We start from the raw sequence: 20,594 nt of genomic DNA, 5'->3' as shown, positions 1-20,594 counted from the left end.
ATTAATGCCGTTGAGAACCAAGGGATGCAAGCGCAATCTCCATGGAAATAAACATCAGGGGATATAATGCTAAACAAGCTCGCATCATCCATCTCGTCATTGCTCGATGCCCGTACTAACGGGCACTCCCTGCCCGCCGGTCTCTACACGCGTGACGACGTGTTCGACGCCGATATCGAGGTGTTCTTTCACAAGCACTGGATCTGTGTGGGTCTCGACTGCGACGTTCCGGAAGCCGGCGACGCCACGGTCGTCGACATCGGCAGGACGAGCCTCATCCTCCTGCGAGACGATGAAGGCGAAATCCGCGTACTGCACAATGTCTGTCGCCATCGCGGCGCGCGTCTGCTGGACGCCGGCAGCACGATTATCTCGAAGCTCGTCTGCCCCTACCACACCTGGACCTATGAACTGACCGGCGAGCTCAGCTATGCGCCGCATATGGGCAAGGACTTCGACAGGAATTGTCACAGCCTGCGGCAGGTGAATTTCAAATCGATCGGCGGCCTGATTTACGTCTGTCTTTCCGACAATCCGCCAGAAGATATCGACCTCCTCGAACGGACGATGGCAGAACGTCTCGCTCCCTATGACATCCGCAATGCGAAGATCGCACATCAGACCGACGTCATCGAAGATGGCAACTGGAAGCTGACGATGGAAAACAACCGCGAATGCTATCATTGCTCGGCAAACCATCCTGAACTCTGCGTTTCCTTCGTCGATCTCGACTTCGGTTTCGACCCGGAGACATTGAGCCCCGAAGACCGGGAGCAGGCCGAGGAACATTTCCGGCTTTATGAAGAGCGGACAAGGGCATGGGAAACGGATGGTTTTCCCTCCTCGGCCGTCGAACAACTTACCGATTGCGCAACCAACTTCAGAACGCAGCGTCTGATCATTTCCGGCGCAGGCGAATCCCAGACCCATGATGCGACGGCCGCTTCCGCCAGACTTCTGGGCCATATGACCCGAAAGGATCTGGGCGACACACATCTCTGGGGACACAATTCCTGGAACCACTTCATGGGAGACCATGCGGTTGTTGCAATCGTCATTCCGCTCTCGGCTGGAAAAACCCTCGTGCGAACGAAGTGGCTGGTTCACAAGGATGCCGTTGAAGGCGTCGACTATGATTTCGACAAGCTGACCGATGTGTGGATCGCGACCACCGATCAGGATGCGGATCTGGTCGCTCGCTCCCATGCTGGCGCCCTCGATCCCGCCTACCGGCCCGGCCCCTATTCCCGTTTTTCCGAAACCAATCTCGACAAGTTCGCGACGTGGTACATCGACCGGATGCGCGCCAATGGATATTGATCTCGCAACAAGGAAAAGCGGTGCGGTTGCAGATCGCGGCGTGTGGGATCCGGAGCATGACGACACGCTTGTCTGCATCGACGTTCATCAGGAAACCCATGATGTGAAGAGTTTCACCTTCGCATCCCCGCATGGAAAGCGTTTCGATTTCGAAGGCGGCCAGTATTTTCTCTTCGATTTTCCGATGGGGAGCGACGCCGAAGCGCGCTGCTACAGCATCTCGTCATCACCCCACCGGTCGAATGCTTTCAGCGTCACGGTCAAGCGCGTGGCGAACGGTCGGGTATCGAACTGGCTTCACGACAATATGGCGAGGGGCATGACGGTCAGCGCGCAAGGCCCGCTTGGGCACTTCATCCGCCCGCATGCCGTCTCTTCCAAACTGCTTCTTCTCTCCGGCGGTTCGGGAATAACTCCGGTGATGTCGATCCTTCGCGACCTCGCGGATCGCTGTGAACCCGCAGATGTCGTCTTCATGCACGCGGCGCGGACGCCGCTCGACGTGATATTCCGCGATGAACTGAATTGTCTTGCCGCTCGAATGAAGGGGCTGCGTCTGCATTTTCTTCCTGAAACAGTGCTTGGAGAGCCGTCATGGCCGGGCCTGACCGGCCGCATCACAGCCGAATTCATGAAGCTTGCTGTACCCGATATTGCTGATCGAACCGTCATGTGCTGTGGCCCTGCGCCTTTCATGGCGGCAGCCCGTTCGATTTCATCGGCGCTCGGTGTTTCAGCTCAAAACTATATCGAAGAGAGTTTCGACGCGGCGGTGATCGATGAACCGGGGCTTCCAGCTGGGGAGGCTGCGCCGAGCAGGGTATGGCAGGTTGAATTTCAGAAGCAGGGCCGGAACATTGAAGTGGGAAGCGACCAGACCGTTTTGTCGTCGGCAAAAAAGTCCGGGGTTCGCCTGCCTTCGTCCTGCTCCAACGGCGTTTGCGGCACCTGCAAGTCGAAGCTTGTCTCCGGCACCGTCGACATGAACCACAATGGCGGAATACGGCAACGGGAGATCGATGCCGGAATGTTCCTGCCTTGCTGTTCGCGACCGCTTAGCGATCTTGTCATCGATCGCTAAACACCAGCATGGGTAAATGGTATTGCATATAAGGATGCCGTTTCCAATTCCTGCAAGACCTGAAAAGTCGACAGTCAGTGCTTGCGGTGCAGCGTCAATTCCCTGCCAAAAGAGCCGAACGCAGGTGTGACGGGGTCTGCCCGAACTCTTTCTTGAATGAGCGTGTGAATTGCGAGGCCGTGTGAAAGCCGAGATCGAGTGCGATATCGGTCAGTGGCAATTTCGTCTGCGTGAGAAGCACCTTGGCACGTTCAAGGCGCACCCGCACATAGGCGCGTGCCGGCGAAATGCCCGCTTCCTTCTCGAAGATCCGCTCCAGCTGTCTGCGCGTCACACCCACGAATGCTGCGAGTTGAGCAATCGGCATATCGCCGTCCAGATGCTGTTCCATCATGATCATGACCGCCCTGAGACGCGTGTCACTGTACTCCTCGTAAAGCGGTCTTCTTGGCTGGATTTCCAGATGGGAGCGTGCCTTCTCGATCTGCAGCACTTCAAGGGCGTTTCGCTCCGCATCGGGGCTGATGTGGCGCCGGACGAGAGCTGCCGCCATGTCGGCGGCACTGCTGCCTCCGGCGCAGGAACCCCGGCGCCTGTCGAGATTGAAAATCCTGTCCGGCCGGACTGACAGTCCGGGAAACCGCTCCCTGAACGCCTTGGCATGAAGCCAGCTCACGCAGACGTCGTGGCTCTTCATCAAACCCGCTTCAGCCAGAATAAAGGTGCCGGTGCAAATGCCGAGCAGGGGAACCTTTCTCGCATCGGCAAGCTTTAAAAACGCGATCGTCTCGTGATCGACGGGATCTTCCCTGTTCAGCAATCCACCGATGACGGCGATATAATCGAACCGGGTGGGATCGACAAAATCCGATGTCGGGGCGACCTGAACACCACAGCTTGAAATGATGAGATGACGGGTGCTGCCCAGCACCTGCCAGTCGGCTTTTACCCGTCCCGAGCGATCCTGTTCGTCGCTCGCAAGGCGCAGGGTATCAACGAACATCGCAAAGGCAGACAGCGTAAATGAGCGCGCCAGCACGAAGCCGACCTTGAGCCGGTTTGTCTGGTCCGTTGCCTCACCCTCTTTGTGCTGTTCCGGACGCATCGCCTCGTTCTCCTCACCGTTGCCTCACCCACTCACGAAATCTGAAACCCGTGAGCAAGCGGATCGCGATCATCGACATAGATCGTGTTGTGTCCGATGACGCGCGCCCAGGCGCCAATGCTTGGGATTATCCCTTCAAAGGGACCGATATTTGCGGCGCTTTCGACACGCCCTTCGAAGATCGTGCCGATGAGGCTCTCGTTTCTATAGGTTGAACCGACCGGCAGGCGTCCTTTTCCATGGAGCTGCGCCATGCGTGCGGATGTGCCGGTGCCGCCCGGAGATCTGTCAATCGCCTTGTCGCCATAAAACACCGCCGACCGGCCATCGGCACCGCTATCGACAGGCACATCACACCAGATGGCGTGATGCACGCCCCTGATGCGCTCGTCATCGGGGTGGACGGGATCGCAAATACTCTTGAGAGCAAGACGAAGCTTCTGACTGTATTCGATAATTTGCGATGCGGTCATTCCTTCGAAGCCTTCCCAGTGTTTCTGGGGCTCGATGACGGCGTAAAAATTGCCGCCATAAGCGATATCAACGACAAGCCGGCCGATACCGGGGACATCGACCTCGATGTCGCTTTGGTGAAGGTAGCTCGCTACATTATGGAGCCGGACCGCATCAACGAAACCATCCTTCATCGTGTAGGTGACATCCACCCTGCCGGCGGGCGTCTCGATTGCAACGACACCCGGCGTGCGAGGTTTCACCAGGCCTTCTTCAATGGCAGCGGTGACAACCCCGATCGTTCCTGCACCACACATCGGCAGGCAGCCGCTGACCTCGATGAAAAGAACGGCGAAATCACAATCGGCGCGATGCGCGGGATATATGATGGCGCCCGACATGATGTCGTGCCCCCTCGGCTCGAACATCAGCGCCCGACGGACCCAGTCATGCTCGCGAATGAAGATTTCCCGCCGCTCGCCCATTGGAAGATGCGGCAGCATCGGTCCACCGGCTGCGACGAGGCGGACCGGATTTCCGCAGGTATGGGCATCGATGCAAAAGAACGAATGTCTCACGGGCTTTCCTCAATCCAGTGCGGGTCTCGCGACCGTGTTACGATCAAGCAGACCGCGGCTCAGCCGATCGAGAAGAAGTGCGACAGCGACAATCGCAAGGCCGGCACGCAGGCCAAGACCCATTTCCATTCGCGTCAGACCACGTGTGACTTCCGCGCCGAGCCCTCCCGCTCCGACAAGACCGGCAAGCACCACCATGGCCAGAGACAGAAGGATGCATTGGTTGAGGCCAACCAGAAGCGTCTGTCTGGCGAGCGGAATTTCGATCTTCCACAGCACCGAGCGGGGATGTGCGCCGATGGCGCTTCCGAGCTCCAGGAACTCCCGTGGTACCTGGTTGAAAGCCAATGTCGTCAGCCGCAGCATGGGTGGGATACCGTAAACAATCGTCGCGATGATCGCCGGCACGCGCCCGAGGCTGAAGATCATCACCGCCGGGATCAGATAGACCCAGGGCGGCACCGTCTGCATGACGTCGAGAACCGGGCGGACGATTGCTTCCAGCGTCTTGTGCCGGGAGCACAGGACGCCGATCGGAAATGCGATCGTGACCGAGATCAGGACGGCGACAGTCACCAACGCCACCGTCTGCATCGACGCGGTCCACAGACCTACGAGCAGGCAGAAACCGAGACACAGGCCGGCAAGGATCGCCGCCCTGATGCTGACAGCAAAAAACGCGGCGATAAAAACAATCACGATCAACGCATAAGGCGGCACCGAAAGCAGCGTCGCCTCAAGAGCCGAAAGGACGGCCTCCACCACGTAGCCGATCGCCGCAAAAAGCGGATGCAGGTTGGTGTTGAGCCAGTCGACGGCCGGAGCCAGGAAGGCACCGGGTGAAAACTGCAGGATTGTATCAGCCATCACTTCCTCCCTGCCCCGATACGGGCGGCACTCTGGGTAATGCGATCAAGCACCATCGTCAGGACGACGATTGCAATCGCACCGTTGATCGATGTGGCGATATCCAGCGTGCGGATCGATCCATAGATCGTCTCGCCAAGCCCGCCGGAACCGACGATGCCCGCGATCACCACCATGCCGAAGGCCATCATCAGGCTCTGGTTGACACCGGCCATGATGCTCGGAAGCGCAAACGGCAGGCGGATCTTGAAGAACATCTTGCGCGGCGTCATGCCGATTGCCTCGCCCAGCTCGAGAAACTCGTTGGGTGTCATTCTGATACCGAGCGAGGTCAGGCGGATCGCAGGGGGAATGGCGACAACAACGGTGGCGATCAGCGCCGTGGCGGGGCCGTATCCGAGAAGCGCAATGGCCGGCAGCAGATAGATATAGGGCGGCAATGTCTGGATCAGGTCCAGCCCCGGCTCCATGAACCGATCAAGCGCGGTGAAGAAACCCGCCGCAATGCCGATCGGAATACCGATTGCCAGCGCCATTACGGTCGCAGTCAGCACCAGCGCCAGCGTGCTCATGGTTTCCGGCCAGAGACCCATCGCGTAGCAGAGAACGAGAGCGAGACCGCTCAGAACCGCGAACCAGCGATTGACAAGCCGCCAGCCTACCAGCGCCACGAGGACCGCCACCAGATAAAAAGGCGGCAGCTCCAGCAGCCAGAGAATACCATTATAGAGACCTTCGAGAACCAGTCGGACATTATCGAAAAGGGATTCGCCATTCTCGCTCACCCATTCCAGCGTTGCATCCGTCCATTCATCGAAGGCGTCTGTGAAGCCTGAAGTGTCCATTTCACGAAGCTCCAGCTAGAAATCAGGCCGCCACGCGGTCGTTGTTGGAGGAACCCTTGACGCCCATGAGGAGACTGCGGGGGGTGACGATGCCGACGACCTGCTCGTTATCGACTACGGCAATCGCATCGCGTTCCGACTGCATCGTCAGCGAGATCAGCTCATCGATGTCGGCGTCCGGCGTCGTGCGCACCAGCGTCGAAAGGTCCGAATTCGGTTGGTCCTTCCTGTAGTCGCTGACACTGTGCATGACCGAATGCGCCTTGATCAGATGCAGACGGGAAATACCGGCCACGAATTCCGCAACATAATCATCCGCAGGATTGAGAATGATGTCTTCGGCAGTCCCGGTCTGAATGATCGCGCCGTCTTTCATGATCGCGATGCGGTCGCCGATACGGATCGCCTCATCGAGATCATGGGTGATGAATACTGCGGACTTGCCGAGCTGCTTTGTCAGCTGGCGGAATTCATCCTGCAGCTGCCGCCTGATCAGCGGATCAAGCGCGCTGAACGGCTCGTCCATGAGAATGATTTCGGGATCGGAAGCCAAAGCGCGCGCGAGACCGACACGCTGTTGCATTCCGCCCGACAGTTCAGCCGGGTATCGCTCAAGCCAGTCGGCCAGACCAACCTTTTCGAGAGCCTGCTTTGCCGTGCTGTTGCGCTCGGTCTTTGATATGCCTTGAACTTCAAGGCCGAAGGCAGCGTTTTCAAGAACCGTTCGATGCGGCAGGAGTGCTACGTTCTGAAACACCATACCGATGTTCTTCGCCCGCATTTCACGCAGATCGGGCGGCGACAGGGCGGCGACGTCCCGTCCCTTGACCAGCACCTTGCCGGCGCTGGGCGTAATGAGCTTGTTCAGCATGCGGATCAGCGTCGACTTCCCACTGCCTGAAAGGCCCATGATGCAGAAGATTTCGCCACGCCGAACCTGCAGGCTGGCATTGTTCACACCGACAACGCAGTTGAATTGCTGCAACACTTCCTTCTTGCCAAGCCCGCGTTCGGCAATCGATCGCATCGCGGCGCCCGTCTTGTCGCCGAAGACCTTCCAGAGAGACTGGCAGTCGATCAGGATTTCGCTCGATTGAGCAGCGTCGATTTTCATGGCGGTTCCCTTGAGCCAATTACGCTGGCTTCTCTGGTTGCTTTGACAAACGCCGCCCGACCGGTGCCGGGCGGCCATTGCGCGATCAGTTCTTCTTGATATTTTCCCAACGCTTGATCAGGTCGGCATGGGCGCCGATCCAGTCCTGCACGGCCTGGTCCATGGTCTTGCCGTCCTTGACCGCACCATTGATCGCGGTGATATCGGCGATCGGCACGTAGACGCTGGCCATGACTTCGCGGGCATGCGGATTGTCGGCGGAGAAACCCTTCTGGCCGATCCAGTAATAACCCTGTGGCGGCGGGAAGACGCCCTTCGGATCCTTGAGATATTTCACTTCATATTTCTGGACCATCCATGACGGTTCCCAGATCGTCACCGCGATCCATTCCTTGCGGTCATAGGCCGACTTCAGGGCCGCCGTCATGGCCGCGGTGCTACCTTCCACCAATTGCAGCTTGATGCCGTAATCCTTGACGGCGTTCGACGCGTCTTTCATCAGGCCGGAGCCCGGCTCGATACCGATGATCTTGCCGCTGAACTTGTCGCTGTTCTCATTGAGCTGTTCGAGGCTGTCGATCGGCACGTATTTCGGGACCGCTATGCCCTGATAAAGGCCGTGCGAAACCGGCGAGATCTTCTCGAGGCGGTTTTTGTTCTTGTTCCAGTAATCCTGCGCTACATAGTCGGTCTGCGAGGCCAGAACCTGAATGTCGCCCTTTGCGAGAGCGGCGTAAGCGATGCCCCATTCGGAGAATTCGGTGACCTTGACGGTATAACCGGAATCTTCAAGGACCTTTTTGGTGATACCGGTAATAGGTGTCAGATCCTCCCAGGACAACGTGCCCATGTTGATGGTCTTCTCTTCCGCACGGGCGGGAAGCATGCTCATTCCAATCATGGCGGCGGCGCAAAGCGCCTTCCACATCGTCTTCATCGCTCTTACTCCTGGTTTCTTGTTCCCATCTTTATTGAAGCCGCGCCCGGCGCGTGCCTCTTATTGCGCGGCGAAGATTCACCCCTCGCGGCCTGCACGCAATTCCTGCAATCGGATCACGCCATTGATGCCCAGCCATGCAAACGGCTCGGGCGGTATTCGCGAAGGCTGCGGGTGATCCATGTATCGGCTGAGTTCCGGGGATGTCGTCCCGGTCGCAAGATCGGCGGCCATGATGCCGGCCAGAGTGCTTTTTACCGTTCCAAGACCGTTCTCGCAGCAGGCGGAAAACAGCCCCTCCTCCACCTCGCCGAAGGCGGGCGCATGGTTGCGGCTGAGGCAGAGACGCCCGGCCCAGCTATGCTCGAAACCGATCTGCGCCAGTTCCGGGAAACGGGCATCGAGCGAACGGCGATGCTCCTCTTTCATCCTGGCCATCCGGTGCTCGCCAACGGCAACCTTCGTCTCGTAGGTGTACTTGGTGCGGATGACGATCCGCGAAACGCTATTGGTGGTAATCTTGCGGATGGTCGCTCCCATCGCGTCTGCGGGAAGCAGCGCCCAGCGATCCCTGCCGGAAACCGAAGAGCCGGACGCACCAGCCGGGAAGCCGGCCGTCATCGAGGCATAGGCGAAGATATGCATCAGCCGGCCGCCGAAATGGCCGAAATCGTCGATATGTCCGTTAACGCCGAGAATAACCTTTGTGGCACTGACCGATCCGGCAGGAGACGAAGCAGTCCAACGTCCATCCTTCCGTGTGAGCGATGTGACCGGCGAGCGTTCGAAAATCTCGATCTTGTCCGCAAGGCCGGCGGCGAACTGGCGCACATAATCGGCGGGCTGGATCAGCACTGTTCCGGGCGTATAAAGCCCACCGAGATAATAGCTTGATCCAGTAAGTTCCCGCATTTCCTGTGCGTCGAGAAACAGGTGCTTCTCACCGGCCGCCTTCAGCGACTGGCCAAAATTCTCGTTCAGCTTCATGCCACGTCCGGTGGCCGCCGCATTGGTCTTGCCCGCCGGGTCGAAGGTCTCGCGCGACATTCCATAGTCCTGCGCCGCGTCTTTCGCGAAAGCGATGGCAAAGCGGTTCTGCGCCATCTCCACCCGCGTCGCTTCGGCTCCGCCGCTGGAATATTCGCTTGCGGAAAGATTATGCGGAACATCGATCATGAAACCGGAATTGCGGCCTGACGTGCCCTTGCCGATTTCACCCGCATCCACCAGCACGATTTTTTCGCCAGGGCGGAGAGCCTGCAGACGCCGGGCCGCCGAAAGGCCGGCAAAACCCGCGCCGATCACCAGCCAATCGGCCGATACGGCGCTTTCAAGCTTTTTAAGCAGGAAAGGGCGCTGGCTGATCGCCTCCCAACCGGAGACGCCGTTTTCGACTGGAAGACGTCTCACGGTTCCCGTTGTCATCTGACCGTCTCGTCCACGGAGCGCTCGGAAACATCGATCCAGATCGTTTTCAGCTCGCAATAATTGTCATGGGCGAAGACAGACTTGTCGCGACCACCGAAACCGGATTCCTTGTAGCCACCAAAGGGCGTGCTGGCGTCACCCTCGCCGAAGCAGTTGACGGTGACGACGCCGGCACGGATTTCACGCGACAGCCTGATGGCGTGTCGCAGGCTGCCGGTATAGACCGAGGCCGTCAGTCCGTAATTGGTGTCATTGGCGAGCGCGACAGCCTCGGCCAGCGTGTTGAACGTCGTTACAGACAGGATCGGCCCGAAGATTTCCTCCTGGAACAGCCGGCTTTTCGGCGTAACGCCATCAACAACGGTCGGCTCCACAAAGGCGCCATTCTGTGTGTCGCCGCCATGGACGACCGAAAGTTTCTCCGCCCTGGCGTCCTCAAGGAACGAGGTCACCTTGTCGAAATGCGCCTTGTTGACCAGCGCGCCGATGCGGTTTTCCGGATCAAGCGGGTCGCCTGTTTTCCACTCCCGCAGATAAGCGCCGATCCTGTTCAGAAGCTCGTCCTTGACCTTCGAATGGACGATCAGGCGCGAGGTGGCCGAGCAATTTTCGCCCATGTTCCAGAAGGCGCCGTTGACGACCTGTTCGGCAACCAGATCAAGGTCCTCGGCATCATCGAGAACGACTGCCGGGTTCTTGCCTCCGCATTCCAGCACGACCTTCTTGAGGTTGGAATCGGCGGCATAACGCAGAAAGCGGCGGCCGGTCGGTGTCGAACCCGTGAAAGCGACCATGTCGACATCCATATGCAGGCCGAGTGGTTCGCCCACATCCTTGCCGCTGCCGGTGACGACATTGAAAACACCGGCAGGAATTCCGGCCTCATGCGCGAGTTCCGCAACCCGAAGCGTGGTGAGTGTCGTGTCTTCCGCCGGCTTGACGACGACGGAACAACCGGCGGCAAGCGCCGGGCCGATCTTCCAGGCCAGCATGAGCAGCGGGAAGTTCCATGGCAATACACATCCAACAACGCCGATCGGCTCGCGCAGGATCATGGTCAGCGCATTGGAGCCGACAGGGGCGGTGTTGTCGTAGAGCTTGTCGATCAGTTCGGCGTGCCAGCGCAACGTATGAATGGTGTCGGGAATATCAACCGTCTGGCACTCGCGCACCGGCTTGCCGCTATCGAGGCTTTCCATGACCGCCAGCTCGTGGCGGTTCTCTTCGATAAGCTTTGCGAGCTTGAGGAGCACGGTCTTGCGCTCACCCGGATGTTGCAGACGCCAGCGACCGTCATCGAATGCATCGCGAGCCTTGTGAACCGCGAGATCGACATCCGTGCTGTCGCATGCGGCAATCTTTGCAAGCGTTTCGCCGTTTGCCGGGTTCTTGGTCTTGAATGTCTTGCCGGAACTGGCCGGACGGAATGCGCCATCGATAAAAGCGCCCGTCGGAAACTGGAGATCGGCGGCAATCGCCTTGTATTCGGCGGCGGTCAACGGTTCATGCATGACGATTGGCTCCCGACGTGATCTGGCCGACCGTCCGCTTCAAGGTGGCGACAACGGTCTCAAGTGTTCTCTTTTCTTCGGAATTCATCGGCCGCAGCGGTGCGCGGACCGGGCCGGCCGTCAGCCCGATGATCTCGCATCCATGCTTGATCGACTGAACGAATTTGCCACATTCGAGGAAATCCATAAGCGGCAGCATTGCGGTCATGATCGCGCGCCCCTTGTCGAAATTCTTTTCGATGACGCAGGCTTCATAGAGCGCGACGTGTTCTTTCGGCAGGAAATTCGAGCCGGCACAGACCCAGCTTCTGGCGCCCCATGCGAAGAATTCCAGCGCCTGATCGTCCCAGCCGCAGGACAGGGCGATATGCGGAAACTTGCGGGCGAGCAGATGAAGGTTCGCCATTTCGCCGGAACTTTCCTTGATGGCGACGACATTCTTCGATTTGCCGACGCGCGAGAAATATTCCTCACCCATCATCACACCCATGCGTGCCGGATAATTGTAAAGCATGATCGGCATATTGGCCGCGCGGTCGACGGCAAGCGCGTGGACCGCATTCTCCCGCTCGGTCGGCAGCGCATAGGGCGGTGTCGAAACCAGGATTGCGTTTGCGCCGATCTCCCTGGCGGCCTTCGCGTATTCGATCGAATCCTCGGTGCGGGTCGCACCGGTTCCGATGATCAGCGGCAGCCGGGTGCCGATGACCTCCTTGGCATAAGCTCCAAGATCAAACCGCTCCTGGCTGGTCTGGGCGTAGTATTCACCGGTCGAACCGCCGACGATGATGCCGTGAACACCCGCCTCGATCAGCGATTCCAGCACTGCGGCGAACGCCTTCCGGTCGATCTGGCCGCGCTCGTCGAGCGGCGTTATCGCCGGGGTGTAGATCCCCTCAAATTTCACGATGACTTCTCCAGTGATTGCGTGGCCGGAGCGCCGAGCATCGCATCCGCCTTGATGCCCTGCGGGGCGATGAACATCTCCATGTTCTCGCGCGACAGCTCCCAATGTTCGAAGACGAGATCGACAACGGCGTCCTCATCATGGGCGCCCAGCGCCTCGATGAAACTGTCATGGTGTTCGACGGCCAATTGCAGGCGCCGTTTCATGTCGGCGCTGCGCGGCCGAAAGAATGTGTGGCCGATGCGCGCGTGATCGATGAGAAGGCGACCGAGGCTCGGCTGCAGATAGGCATTGGCCGACATTTCGCCGAAAATCTCGTGGAAACGATTGTTCTGCAAAACCATGCTCAACGCGTCTTCATCGCCGCTGGCCTTACGGAACCGCTCCTGCGTCTCCTTCAGATCGAGGAGTTGTGCCGGCTTGAAATTCTGCACCGCCAACCGCCCGATCGCGGCATAAATCATCGGCGCGACCTGGAAGAAGTTGCGAAGCGTCGTGTGGTTCATCGGGATGACACGCGCACCCCGGTTCTCACGAATATCGATATATCCCTCGCCTGCCAGCCGACGAAAAATGTCACGCACGGGCGTCCGGGACAGGCCGTAATGTTCGCTCAGGGACACTTCATCGAGATCCGCGTCCGGATCGAGCTCCATCGTCAGAATCTGCCGCTTCAGATCCTCATAGAGACTGCTCTTAACGGTCTTCGCCATCGCGTAACTCCGAGCTTCCTGATGTTGATAACTGGAAGATTACACGGGCAAGGCATGGCGTCAAGCGATTGTGTACTTAAAGTACACATTAGGTGCAATGAAAAAATACAATTCTGTAAATTCTGGGCTCTCGTAACGTGTGAGCTCCCGTACGACGATTTCCAACGGGCAACGATATCGCGTGCCAAAATCGTAAAAACGAAAACGAACATGTAAGAGACTGGCCGGATGAGCAGGCTGGCGAGGAATCGCCGCGCCTCAGATGCTTTGTCGATCCAAGAAAGCGCAACTGCACATCCTGACAGCATTGCCTGCTTTGGACTGAGCGCCTTGCCAGTTTCTGTCAATTATTTGCTCGAGGCCGTCGACGATCCAGTTAAGCGGTGCGAGCGCGCGAATCGGGACGGTGGGCCTTCGCCTCGGAAATTTCACGGCGGTGCTCACAAACCTGTTTCCCGATCATCCAACTCGTCGGCTAGACTTTGCAGCTGATTTTCTTCGGAACAATCTCTGGATGGTGAAGTTACCTTTCTTCAGGAGGAGGACCATCCATGAGCACCAAAGCCATTTTTGCGGGCGCATTCACCGCCCTGTCGATGTTTTTTTCCACTGCGGCACTGGCGCAGACCGACCTGACGATGTGGTATCACGGCGCGGGCAATGTTGAAGAACGCAAGATTTTGGCCGGCATCATCGAGGACTTCAATTCATCCCAGTCAGACTGGCGGGTCTCGCTTCAGGAGTTTCCGCAGAGTGCCTATAACGAATCCGTCACCGCCGCAGCACTTTCCAACAAGCTGCCCGATATTCTGGATGTCGATGGGCCGAACATGCCGAACTGGGCGTGGTCGGGTTATTTGCAGCCACTGCAGATCGATGAAGCAAAGCTTGAAAATTTCCTGCCCGGCGCCGTGGGCAAGTGGGGAGACAAGCTCTATTCCGTCGGCCTGTGGGATGCGGCCGTTGCGGTCTTCGCCCGCAAATCGGTTCTCGATGAAAACGGCATTCGCATTCCCACACTGGAACAGCCGTGGACCGGCGAGGAGTTCAATGCGGCGCTCGAGAAAATCGCGGCCGGCGGCAAGTTCGAATATGCGATCGACCTTGGCATGGCCGACAAAACCGAATGGTACAGCTATGCCTTCAGCCCGTTTCTGGAGAGCTTCGGCGGCAGCCTGATTGACAAGAAAGATTATCAAACCGCCGAGAACTTCCTCAACGGCGACAGTGCCGTCAAGTTCGGAGAATGGTGGCAGTCTCTGTTTGAGAAGAAGCTGGCACCCGGAACGTCACAATCGCCTGCCGATCATGAAACCGGTTTTCTGGAAGGTCGCCACGCCTTGCAATGGATGGGCAACTGGGTTGCGGTGAAGGCGCTGGAGAAATATGGCGACGACCTGCTGTTCCTGCCAGCGCCTGATTTCGGGCAGGGACCGAAGATCGGTGCCGGATCCTGGCAGTTTGGTGTGTCGGCCACAAGCAAGCATCCGCAAGGCGCGTCGGCCTTCATCGAATTCGCCATCCAGGACAAATATCTCGCGCAGTTTTCCGATGCGGTCGGCCTCATCCCGGCCACCTCCTCGGCTGCCCAGATGACGAAGAATTACAAGCAGGGCGGCCCGCTCGAAGTTTTCTTCGAACTGTCCAAGCGCCAGGGAACGTTGCGTCCGGTCACGCCGGCTTACGCCTTCATCTCGCCGGTCTTTTCCAAGGCTCTTTCCGATATTGCCAACGGTGCGGATGTTGCCGATACGCTGGACAATGCAACGGATGAGATAAACAACAACATTGAGCGCAATTCCGGTTACCAACCCAAATAGGGGTCGTGATCGATGGCGTTCTTTTCTTCAAAGGGAAAACTCACCCGGGACGGCGTCACGGGCTGGCTCATGGCTGCACCGGCGATGGTGCTGATCGGGTTGTTCCTGATCACGCCGTTTCTGCTGGGGCTCGGTTTTTCCTTCACCAACCAGCGGCTGACGTCTCCCAATCCGACCGAGTTTGTCGGCCTTGAAAATTACACCCGGCTGCTGGGTATCGGCGTGCTAACGCTCGAACCGGAAAAAGAGGCGGACGGCAGCATAAGCCGGGATGCGGATGGTTCCGTCTCCTATCCGAGAATTCGCAGTTTCACCCGCAACAATCCCGACTATCCCCATCTGGAAGGGATGCGGGAATATAAGAGTTTCAGCTGGGGCGAGGACAAGATCGTCATTCTGGCCAGCGACGTCGTATTCCTGACAGCCCTTGTCAACACGCTTTCCTTCGTGGTCGTCGTCGCGCCGGTTCAGGCAGCACTGGCGCTGTTTCTTGCCCTGTTGGTGAACCAGAAGATCCCCGGTGTCACGATTTTCCGGGCGATTTACTTCATGCCTGTCGTGCTGTCGGTGGTGGTGGTGGCGCTGCTCTGGCGGTTTATCTATGCAGCCGATAACGGGCTCCTGAACAGCCTCCTGAGTTACATGAGCTTCGGGCTCTTCCAGCCCATCGACTGGCTGGGCAGAACTGATACCGCCTTATGGGCCATTCTCGTGATGTCGGTCTGGCAGGGCGTTGGGTTCCACATGGTCATATGGCTCTCCGGCCTGCAAACCATCTCTCCGGATCTTTATGAGGCCGCCGACATTGAAGGCGCGAACCGCTGGCAGAGGTTCAGCATGATAACGTGGCCGCTGCTGCGCAACACAGCCGTGCTGATTGTCATCGTCATCACCATGCAGGCTTTTGCGCTTTTTGCGCAGATCGATGTGATGACCAAGGGCGGACCGCGCGATTCCACGCAGAGCATCGTCTACCAGGCCGTTGAGCGAGGATATCGACAGCAGGACATCGCAGCAGGCTCCGCAATCTCGGTCGTCCTGTTCCTGCTCGTTCTGTGCATTTCCTTGACCCAGCGATACCTGACAAGGGAGAAGCAATGATGCAGGCCGGACAACGTAAAAGCCTCGCTTTTCTCATCGGCAACTATGTGCTCATGCTCGCCTTCGCGGCGATCTTCATTTTGCCGCTGTTGTTCATGGGGTTCTCGTCACTGAAACCAAATGACCAGTTGCTGAGTGACGCGACGTCGATACGAGCCTTCCTGCCGGTGGGACCTCTCTCGCTTGAAAACTACACGGCAGCTTTCGCCCGGGCGCCGATTGCGACCTTCATATTCAATTCGGTTCTGGTCACGGTCGTTACCGTGTTTCTCGCCCTGCTTTTTGGCTCGCTTGCCGCCTTCGCCTTCACCTTTTTGAACTGGCGCGGAAAGGATGTTTTATTCTCGATCATCCTCGCCACGCTCATCATTCCCTTTGAAACAATTGCCGTGCCACTCCTGCTGGAAGTCAACAATCTGCCATGGATAGGCAGCGGTGGATTTACCTGGGGGTGGCTCAACTCCTGGCATGTGCAGATCATTCCGTGGATCGCAGACGGGCTGACGATTTTCCTCTTCGTGCAATATTTCAAGGATCTGCCGAAGGAATTGCTGGAGGCGGCGCGCATCGATGGCGCCAGCTGGCTGCGGATTTATGCGCAGGTGGTGATGCCGCTCAGCGGCCCGGTCATCGCAACGGCGGCGATCCTGAAGTTTCTCGTCATGTACAGCCAGCAATACCTATGGCCGCTTCTCGTTACCCAATCCGAGACATACAGACCCGTAATGGTGGGGCTGCAATATTTCTTCCAGCTCAACACGCCCTGGGGTGAAGTCATGGCCTATCTCACCATCATCACCCTGCCAGTGCTGATCTTTTATCTCTGCCTGCAGAGACTGTTCATCTCCAGTATCGCGGCGAGCGGGATAAAGGGATAGTGCGTCGACGAGACTTCGGCATGAACCGCTCGGTCGTCGGAGGGCAGTTCCCTATGGGACAACCTGGCGCAGGATGACTTCAGCCAAAGTGTTCTATCAGAAACCGCTGGGTCTACCGCGAACATGTCAAGTTAAGTGAAACTTGTGGCTTTCGCATCAACTCACAATTTATTGTGGTTGCACTTCGGAGAAATTTGGCCTTGTTTGTGCACTCAAAATACTCACGGGGAAAGAAAACAATGTCGATAAAAACAACAGCTCTCACCACTCTGCTGGTAGGATCGCTTCTGATTGGCGCCAGTTCTGCGCTTGCGGAAACAGTTCTGCATCGCGGCAACTCCGGCGAACCGCAGACGCTCGATCAGGCACAGACCTCCATCAACATCGAAGCCTTTATTCTGAAAGACCTTTATGAAGGTCTCACCATTTACGATGCCGCCGGCAAGATCATTCCCGGTACGGCGGAAAGCTGGACACTGTCTGAGGATGGCACCGTCTACACGTTCAAACTGCGTGCGGATGCAAAATGGTCGGATGGCACGCCGGTAACGGCCGGAGATTTTGTTTTCTCCTACCAGCGCGTCGAAGATCCGAAGACCGCCGCAAAATATGCAAATATTCTTTACCCGATCAAGAACGCCGAAAAGATCAACAAGGGCGATGTTCCGGTTGACCAGCTTGGCGTCAAGGCGGTGGACGACAAGACCCTTGAGATCACACTCGAGCGCTCAACACCTTTCTTCCTTGAGCTTCTTGCTCACCAGACGGCGCTGCCGATTTCCAAGGCGAGCTACGAAAAGAACGGCACGAACTTCGTAAAGCCGGGCGTCATGGTTTCGAACGGTGCTTACAAGCTCGAAGCGCATGTTCCCAATGACAGCTTGACGGTCGTCAAGAATACCAGTTTCTGGGATGCATCCAACACCAAGATCGACAAGGTCATCTTCTACCCGATCGATGACCAGGCCGCATCCGTTCGTCGTTTCGAAGCAAAGGAAATGGACCTCGCATACAACTTTTCCGCGGATCAGATCGACCGTCTGCGCAAGGCCTATGGCGAACAGGTTCACGTTTCGCCGACGCTTGCGACCTATTATTATACCTTCGATACCCGCGAAGCGCCGTATAATGACGTGCGTGTCCGCCAGGCGCTTTCCATGGCAGTGGACCGCGATTTCCTCGCCAAGGAGATCTATAGCGGCTCTCAGGTTCCGGCCTACTCCATGGTTCCGCCGGGCATGGATTCCTACGGCGAGCCGGCAAAGGCCGATTTTGCCACGCTGTCGCAGCTCGACCGGGAAGACGAAGCCCTCAAGCTCATGAAGGAGGCTGGTTACGGTGAGGGCGGCAAGCCGCTTTCCATCGAAATCCGTTACAACACCAACCCGAACCATGAACGCGTCGCGACGGCTATCGCTGATATGTGGAAGAACACCTTCGGCGCGAAGGTGTCGCTGGTGAACCTCGACGTCGCCTCGCACTATGGCTACCTTCAGGAAGGCGGCAAATTCAACGTGGCGCGCGCCGGTTGGGTTGCCGACTATGCCGATGCCGAAAACTTCCTGGCGCTTTCGGTATCTTCCAACAAGACCTTCAACTATTCCAAGTTCAACAACGCCGAATATGACGCGCTGATGCAGAAGTCCTACGACGAGAAGGATCCTGCTGCCCGTTCCAAGCTGCTGCATGAGGCAGAAACCATCCTCATGAAGGAGCAGCCGGTCGCTCCGCTGCTGACACAGGCCGATCTCTGGCTGGTTTCCAACCGTGTCAAGGGTTGGGCCGACAACGCTGCCAACGAACACCTCAGCCGCTTCCTGAGCGTTTCCGAATAAGCAGCATCGGCACGGTGGCTCACACCACCGTGCCATGCCGGAGCCCGAAAAAGCATGATCTCGTTTATCCTGCGCCGTTTGGCGAGTGCGGTGCCGACGTTGTTTATCGTCGTCACGATTTCGTTTTTCCTGATGCGTTTCGCACCGGGTGGTCCGTTCAATCTTGAACGTCCCCTGCCGCCGCAGACGATGGAAAACCTGATGAGAACCTATCATCTGGATGAACCATTGTGGCGCCAGTATCTCATCTATCTCGGCAATGCCGTCACCGGCGATTTTGGTCCGAGCTACGTCTACAAGGACAATACCGTCGCGCAGTTGATCGGCAAGGGTCTGCCTTATTCGCTGGAACTCGGCAGCTATGCTCTTCTGCTGGCGCTGGTGGGCGGCGTTCTTGCCGGCACTCTGGCCGCACTCAGACAGAATAGTGCCTTCGATTTTTCGATCATGTCGATTTCGACGGTTGGCGTTACCGTGCCGAACTTCGTCGTGGCACCCGTTCTCACGCTTGTCTTTGCCGTCATACTCGGGCTTCTGCCCGCCGGCAGCTGGGGCGACGGATCGCTGCGATATCTCATCCTTCCGATGATCGCGCTCGCTTTGCCGCAGCTCGCGGTCATCGCGCGCCTGACACGCGGCGCAATGATCGAGGCTTTGCGGATGGACCACATTCGTACAGCCAAGGCTTATGGCCTTCCGGCGCGCAACGTGGTGGTCTTCCACGCCATGCGCGCGGCGATGCTTCCGGTCGTTTCCTATCTGGCTCCCTGCGCCGCGGCGCTGTTGACGGGTTCGGCGGTCATCGAGACGATCTTCACCATTCCGGGTGTCGGCCGCTACTTCGTTCTCGGCGCGATCAATCGTGACTATACCTTGGTGATGGGAACCGTCGTTCTCGTCGCCATTTTTGTCATCCTGTTCAATCTCGTGGTCGATATTCTCTACGGCCTGCTCGATCCGAGGGTCAGACATGACTGATATCCCCGGCAATATTGCCCCTCAACCATTGGTAAAAAGCCGAAGCCTGTTCCAGCTGGCAGCCCTGCGTTTCAAACGAAACAAGGCCGCCATGGCAGGCTCCATCATGCTGCTGCTGATCACGCTTTTCTCGTTCATCGGTCCGCATTTCCTCACGCACACCTATGATCAGGTGTTTTCGTCCTATGTCTCCGTCCCGCCGAGCCTTGAGCCACGCCCGGATGTGAACAACCTGCAAGACGTGATGGAGGGCGTTGCCAACCGGGCGCGCGTCGAGCTGAAGGAATTTTCAGTCGAAGGGCAGACCTTCACGGCAACAGTCACCTCCAGCAGCCCGATTGACCCGCGCACGACACGCTATTTCGACCGCGCCAACGAATTCGAAAACACAAAGGTCGTCGCCACCGAAGATGAGGGCCGAACGCTGAAGCTGGAAGGCGACGTCAACCGCGAGTACTTCTTCTTCGGCACCGATTCCAACGGTCGCGACATGCTGGCGCGCGTGATGCTGGGTGGGCAAATCTCGATCGCCGTCGGCGTTCTGGCCAGCCTCGTTTCACTCGGGATCGGCGTGCTTTACGGCGCAACCGCGGGGTATATCGGTGGGCGTGTCGACAATGTGATGATGCGTTTCGTCGAAATCCTCTATTCGCTGCCCTTCGTCTTTCTGGTGGTCGTCCTGGTGGTGTTTTTCGGCCGCAGCTTCATCCTGATCTTCCTGGTCATCGGCGCCGTGGAATGGCTGGATATGGCGCGTATCGTTCGTGGCCAGACGCTTGCCCTGAAGCGGCGGGAATTTGTGGGCGCCGCACAGGCCTTGGGTTTGAGCGACTGGCAGATTATCCGCCGCCATATCATTCCCAATACGATCGGGCCCGTCGTCGTGTTCGTAACGGTGGTCGTACCCAAGGTTATTCTTCTGGAAAGCTTCCTCTCTTTCCTCGGCCTTGGCGTGCAGGCGCCTCTTACGAGCTGGGGCGCGCTGATTTCCGAAGGCGCCAACAATATCCAGTCAGCCCCGTGGCTCCTGATATTCCCGGCGATCTTCTTCGTGCTGACCCTGTTTTCGCTGAATTTCGTGGGTGACGGGTTGCGTGATGCACTCGATCCCAAGGATCGTTGA

The 20,594-nt window shown here is 57.8% G+C and carries 18 protein-coding genes; 8 read left to right on the top strand and 10 right to left on the bottom strand.

The window, feature by feature from the left end; translation table 11 throughout:
• The first annotated feature begins 66 nt into the window (after window positions 1–66).
• Together PL640_RS16655 and PL640_RS16650 are read left to right on the top strand one after the other, a co-directional pair.
• Window positions 67–1,320 (top strand): aromatic ring-hydroxylating oxygenase subunit alpha, encoded by a 1,254-nt coding sequence (locus PL640_RS16655; RefSeq protein WP_271362695.1) that lies wholly within the window; start codon window positions 67–69, stop codon window positions 1,318–1,320.
• Window positions 1,310–2,401 carry a hybrid-cluster NAD(P)-dependent oxidoreductase gene (locus PL640_RS16650; RefSeq protein WP_271362694.1) on the top strand — a complete coding sequence of 364 codons (1,092 nt, stop codon included), beginning with the start codon at window positions 1,310–1,312 and terminating at the stop codon, window positions 2,399–2,401. The genes PL640_RS16655 and PL640_RS16650 overlap by 11 nt, the downstream gene beginning before the upstream one ends.
• A gap of 94 nt (window positions 2,402–2,495) precedes the next feature.
• On the opposite strand, the gene PL640_RS16645 is transcribed toward PL640_RS16650, so the two are convergent.
• The 10 genes from PL640_RS16645 to PL640_RS16600 form a co-directional block, all read right to left on the bottom strand.
• Complete coding sequence (locus tag PL640_RS16645) at window positions 2,496–3,506, bottom strand: GlxA family transcriptional regulator (protein ID WP_271362693.1); 1,011 nt, start codon at window positions 3,504–3,506, stop codon at window positions 2,496–2,498.
• A 32-nt stretch (window positions 3,507–3,538) separates the two neighbouring features.
• On the bottom strand, window positions 3,539–4,537 hold the full coding sequence (locus PL640_RS16640; RefSeq protein ID WP_271362691.1) for a 4-hydroxyproline epimerase: 999 nt from the start codon (window positions 4,535–4,537) through the stop codon (window positions 3,539–3,541).
• A gap of 9 nt (window positions 4,538–4,546) precedes the next feature.
• Window positions 4,547–5,404 (bottom strand): ABC transporter permease, encoded by an 858-nt coding sequence (locus PL640_RS16635; RefSeq protein ID WP_271362690.1) that lies wholly within the window; start codon window positions 5,402–5,404, stop codon window positions 4,547–4,549.
• Entirely contained in the window at window positions 5,404–6,249 is an 846-nt protein-coding gene (locus PL640_RS16630; RefSeq protein ID WP_271362689.1) for an ABC transporter permease, read from the bottom strand. Before PL640_RS16630 ends, PL640_RS16635 begins: the two co-directional genes overlap by 1 nt.
• 22 nt (window positions 6,250–6,271) lie before the next feature.
• Window positions 6,272–7,363 (bottom strand): quaternary amine ABC transporter ATP-binding protein, encoded by a 1,092-nt coding sequence (locus tag PL640_RS16625; protein ID WP_271362688.1) that lies wholly within the window; start codon window positions 7,361–7,363, stop codon window positions 6,272–6,274.
• An 85-nt stretch (window positions 7,364–7,448) separates the two neighbouring features.
• A complete protein-coding gene (locus PL640_RS16620; RefSeq protein ID WP_271362687.1) occupies window positions 7,449–8,300 on the bottom strand; it encodes a glycine betaine ABC transporter substrate-binding protein in 852 nt (283 codons plus the stop codon).
• A gap of 78 nt (window positions 8,301–8,378) precedes the next feature.
• Window positions 8,379–9,725 (bottom strand): NAD(P)/FAD-dependent oxidoreductase, encoded by a 1,347-nt coding sequence (locus PL640_RS16615; RefSeq protein ID WP_271362686.1) that lies wholly within the window; start codon window positions 9,723–9,725, stop codon window positions 8,379–8,381.
• Entirely contained in the window at window positions 9,722–11,239 is a 1,518-nt protein-coding gene (locus PL640_RS16610; protein WP_271362684.1) for an aldehyde dehydrogenase, read from the bottom strand. Before PL640_RS16610 ends, PL640_RS16615 begins: the two co-directional genes overlap by 4 nt.
• Window positions 11,232–12,146: a dihydrodipicolinate synthase family protein gene (locus PL640_RS16605; protein ID WP_271362683.1), complete on the bottom strand. Its 915-nt coding sequence runs from the start codon at window positions 12,144–12,146 to the stop codon at window positions 11,232–11,234. Before PL640_RS16605 ends, PL640_RS16610 begins: the two co-directional genes overlap by 8 nt.
• A complete protein-coding gene (locus PL640_RS16600) occupies window positions 12,143–12,859 on the bottom strand; it encodes a GntR family transcriptional regulator (protein ID WP_046801950.1) in 717 nt (238 codons plus the stop codon). The genes PL640_RS16605 and PL640_RS16600 overlap by 4 nt, the downstream gene beginning before the upstream one ends.
• Before the next feature lie 551 nt (window positions 12,860–13,410).
• On the opposite strand from PL640_RS16600, the gene PL640_RS16595 reads away from it, so the two are divergent.
• From PL640_RS16595 to PL640_RS16570, 6 genes are all read left to right on the top strand, one after another.
• Complete coding sequence (locus PL640_RS16595; protein ID WP_271362682.1) at window positions 13,411–14,679, top strand: sugar ABC transporter substrate-binding protein; 1,269 nt, start codon at window positions 13,411–13,413, stop codon at window positions 14,677–14,679.
• Between the two features lie 12 nt (window positions 14,680–14,691).
• Window positions 14,692–15,780 (top strand): carbohydrate ABC transporter permease, encoded by a 1,089-nt coding sequence (locus PL640_RS16590; protein ID WP_271362681.1) that lies wholly within the window; start codon window positions 14,692–14,694, stop codon window positions 15,778–15,780.
• Window positions 15,777–16,658: a carbohydrate ABC transporter permease gene (locus tag PL640_RS16585; RefSeq protein ID WP_271362680.1), complete on the top strand. Its 882-nt coding sequence runs from the start codon at window positions 15,777–15,779 to the stop codon at window positions 16,656–16,658. The genes PL640_RS16590 and PL640_RS16585 overlap by 4 nt, the downstream gene beginning before the upstream one ends.
• A 239-nt stretch (window positions 16,659–16,897) precedes the next feature.
• Window positions 16,898–18,493, top strand: coding sequence for a peptide ABC transporter substrate-binding protein (locus tag PL640_RS16580; protein ID WP_142842569.1), 1,596 nt, complete (start codon window positions 16,898–16,900; stop codon window positions 18,491–18,493).
• A gap of 54 nt (window positions 18,494–18,547) precedes the next feature.
• Window positions 18,548–19,471, top strand: a complete 924-nt coding sequence (gene oppB, locus PL640_RS16575) for an oligopeptide ABC transporter permease OppB (protein WP_035265000.1) — start codon at window positions 18,548–18,550, stop codon at window positions 19,469–19,471.
• On the top strand, window positions 19,464–20,594 hold the full coding sequence (locus PL640_RS16570; RefSeq protein WP_271362679.1) for an ABC transporter permease: 1,131 nt from the start codon (window positions 19,464–19,466) through the stop codon (window positions 20,592–20,594). The genes oppB and PL640_RS16570 overlap by 8 nt, the downstream gene beginning before the upstream one ends.

This window comes from Agrobacterium sp. ST15.16.024, assembly GCF_027956545.1.
GTDB lineage: Bacteria > Pseudomonadota > Alphaproteobacteria > Rhizobiales > Rhizobiaceae > Agrobacterium > Agrobacterium cucumeris.
Note: the sequence above shows the minus strand (reverse complement) of the source record. Positions and strands in the feature narration are given on the sequence as shown.

Coding starts and splice junctions, on each gene's coding strand:
- PL640_RS16620 (WP_271362687.1), bottom strand. CDS start 8,300: ATGAAGACGATGTGGAAGGCGCTTTGCGCCGCCGCCATGATTGGAATG.
- PL640_RS16615 (WP_271362686.1), bottom strand. CDS start 9,725: ATGACAACGGGAACCGTGAGACGTCTTCCAGTCGAAAACGGCGTCTCC.
- PL640_RS16650 (WP_271362694.1), top strand. CDS start 1,310: ATGGATATTGATCTCGCAACAAGGAAAAGCGGTGCGGTTGCAGATCGC.
- PL640_RS16655 (WP_271362695.1), top strand. CDS start 67: ATGCTAAACAAGCTCGCATCATCCATCTCGTCATTGCTCGATGCCCGT.
- PL640_RS16595 (WP_271362682.1), top strand. CDS start 13,411: ATGAGCACCAAAGCCATTTTTGCGGGCGCATTCACCGCCCTGTCGATG.
- PL640_RS16580 (WP_142842569.1), top strand. CDS start 16,898: ATGTCGATAAAAACAACAGCTCTCACCACTCTGCTGGTAGGATCGCTT.
- PL640_RS16590 (WP_271362681.1), top strand. CDS start 14,692: ATGGCGTTCTTTTCTTCAAAGGGAAAACTCACCCGGGACGGCGTCACG.
- PL640_RS16645 (WP_271362693.1), bottom strand. CDS start 3,506: ATGCGTCCGGAACAGCACAAAGAGGGTGAGGCAACGGACCAGACAAAC.
- PL640_RS16625 (WP_271362688.1), bottom strand. CDS start 7,363: ATGAAAATCGACGCTGCTCAATCGAGCGAAATCCTGATCGACTGCCAG.
- PL640_RS16635 (WP_271362690.1), bottom strand. CDS start 5,404: ATGGCTGATACAATCCTGCAGTTTTCACCCGGTGCCTTCCTGGCTCCG.
- PL640_RS16630 (WP_271362689.1), bottom strand. CDS start 6,249: ATGGACACTTCAGGCTTCACAGACGCCTTCGATGAATGGACGGATGCA.
- PL640_RS16610 (WP_271362684.1), bottom strand. CDS start 11,239: ATGCATGAACCGTTGACCGCCGCCGAATACAAGGCGATTGCCGCCGAT.
- PL640_RS16570 (WP_271362679.1), top strand. CDS start 19,464: ATGACTGATATCCCCGGCAATATTGCCCCTCAACCATTGGTAAAAAGC.
- PL640_RS16585 (WP_271362680.1), top strand. CDS start 15,777: ATGATGCAGGCCGGACAACGTAAAAGCCTCGCTTTTCTCATCGGCAAC.
- PL640_RS16600 (WP_046801950.1), bottom strand. CDS start 12,859: ATGGCGAAGACCGTTAAGAGCAGTCTCTATGAGGATCTGAAGCGGCAG.
- oppB (WP_035265000.1), top strand. CDS start 18,548: ATGATCTCGTTTATCCTGCGCCGTTTGGCGAGTGCGGTGCCGACGTTG.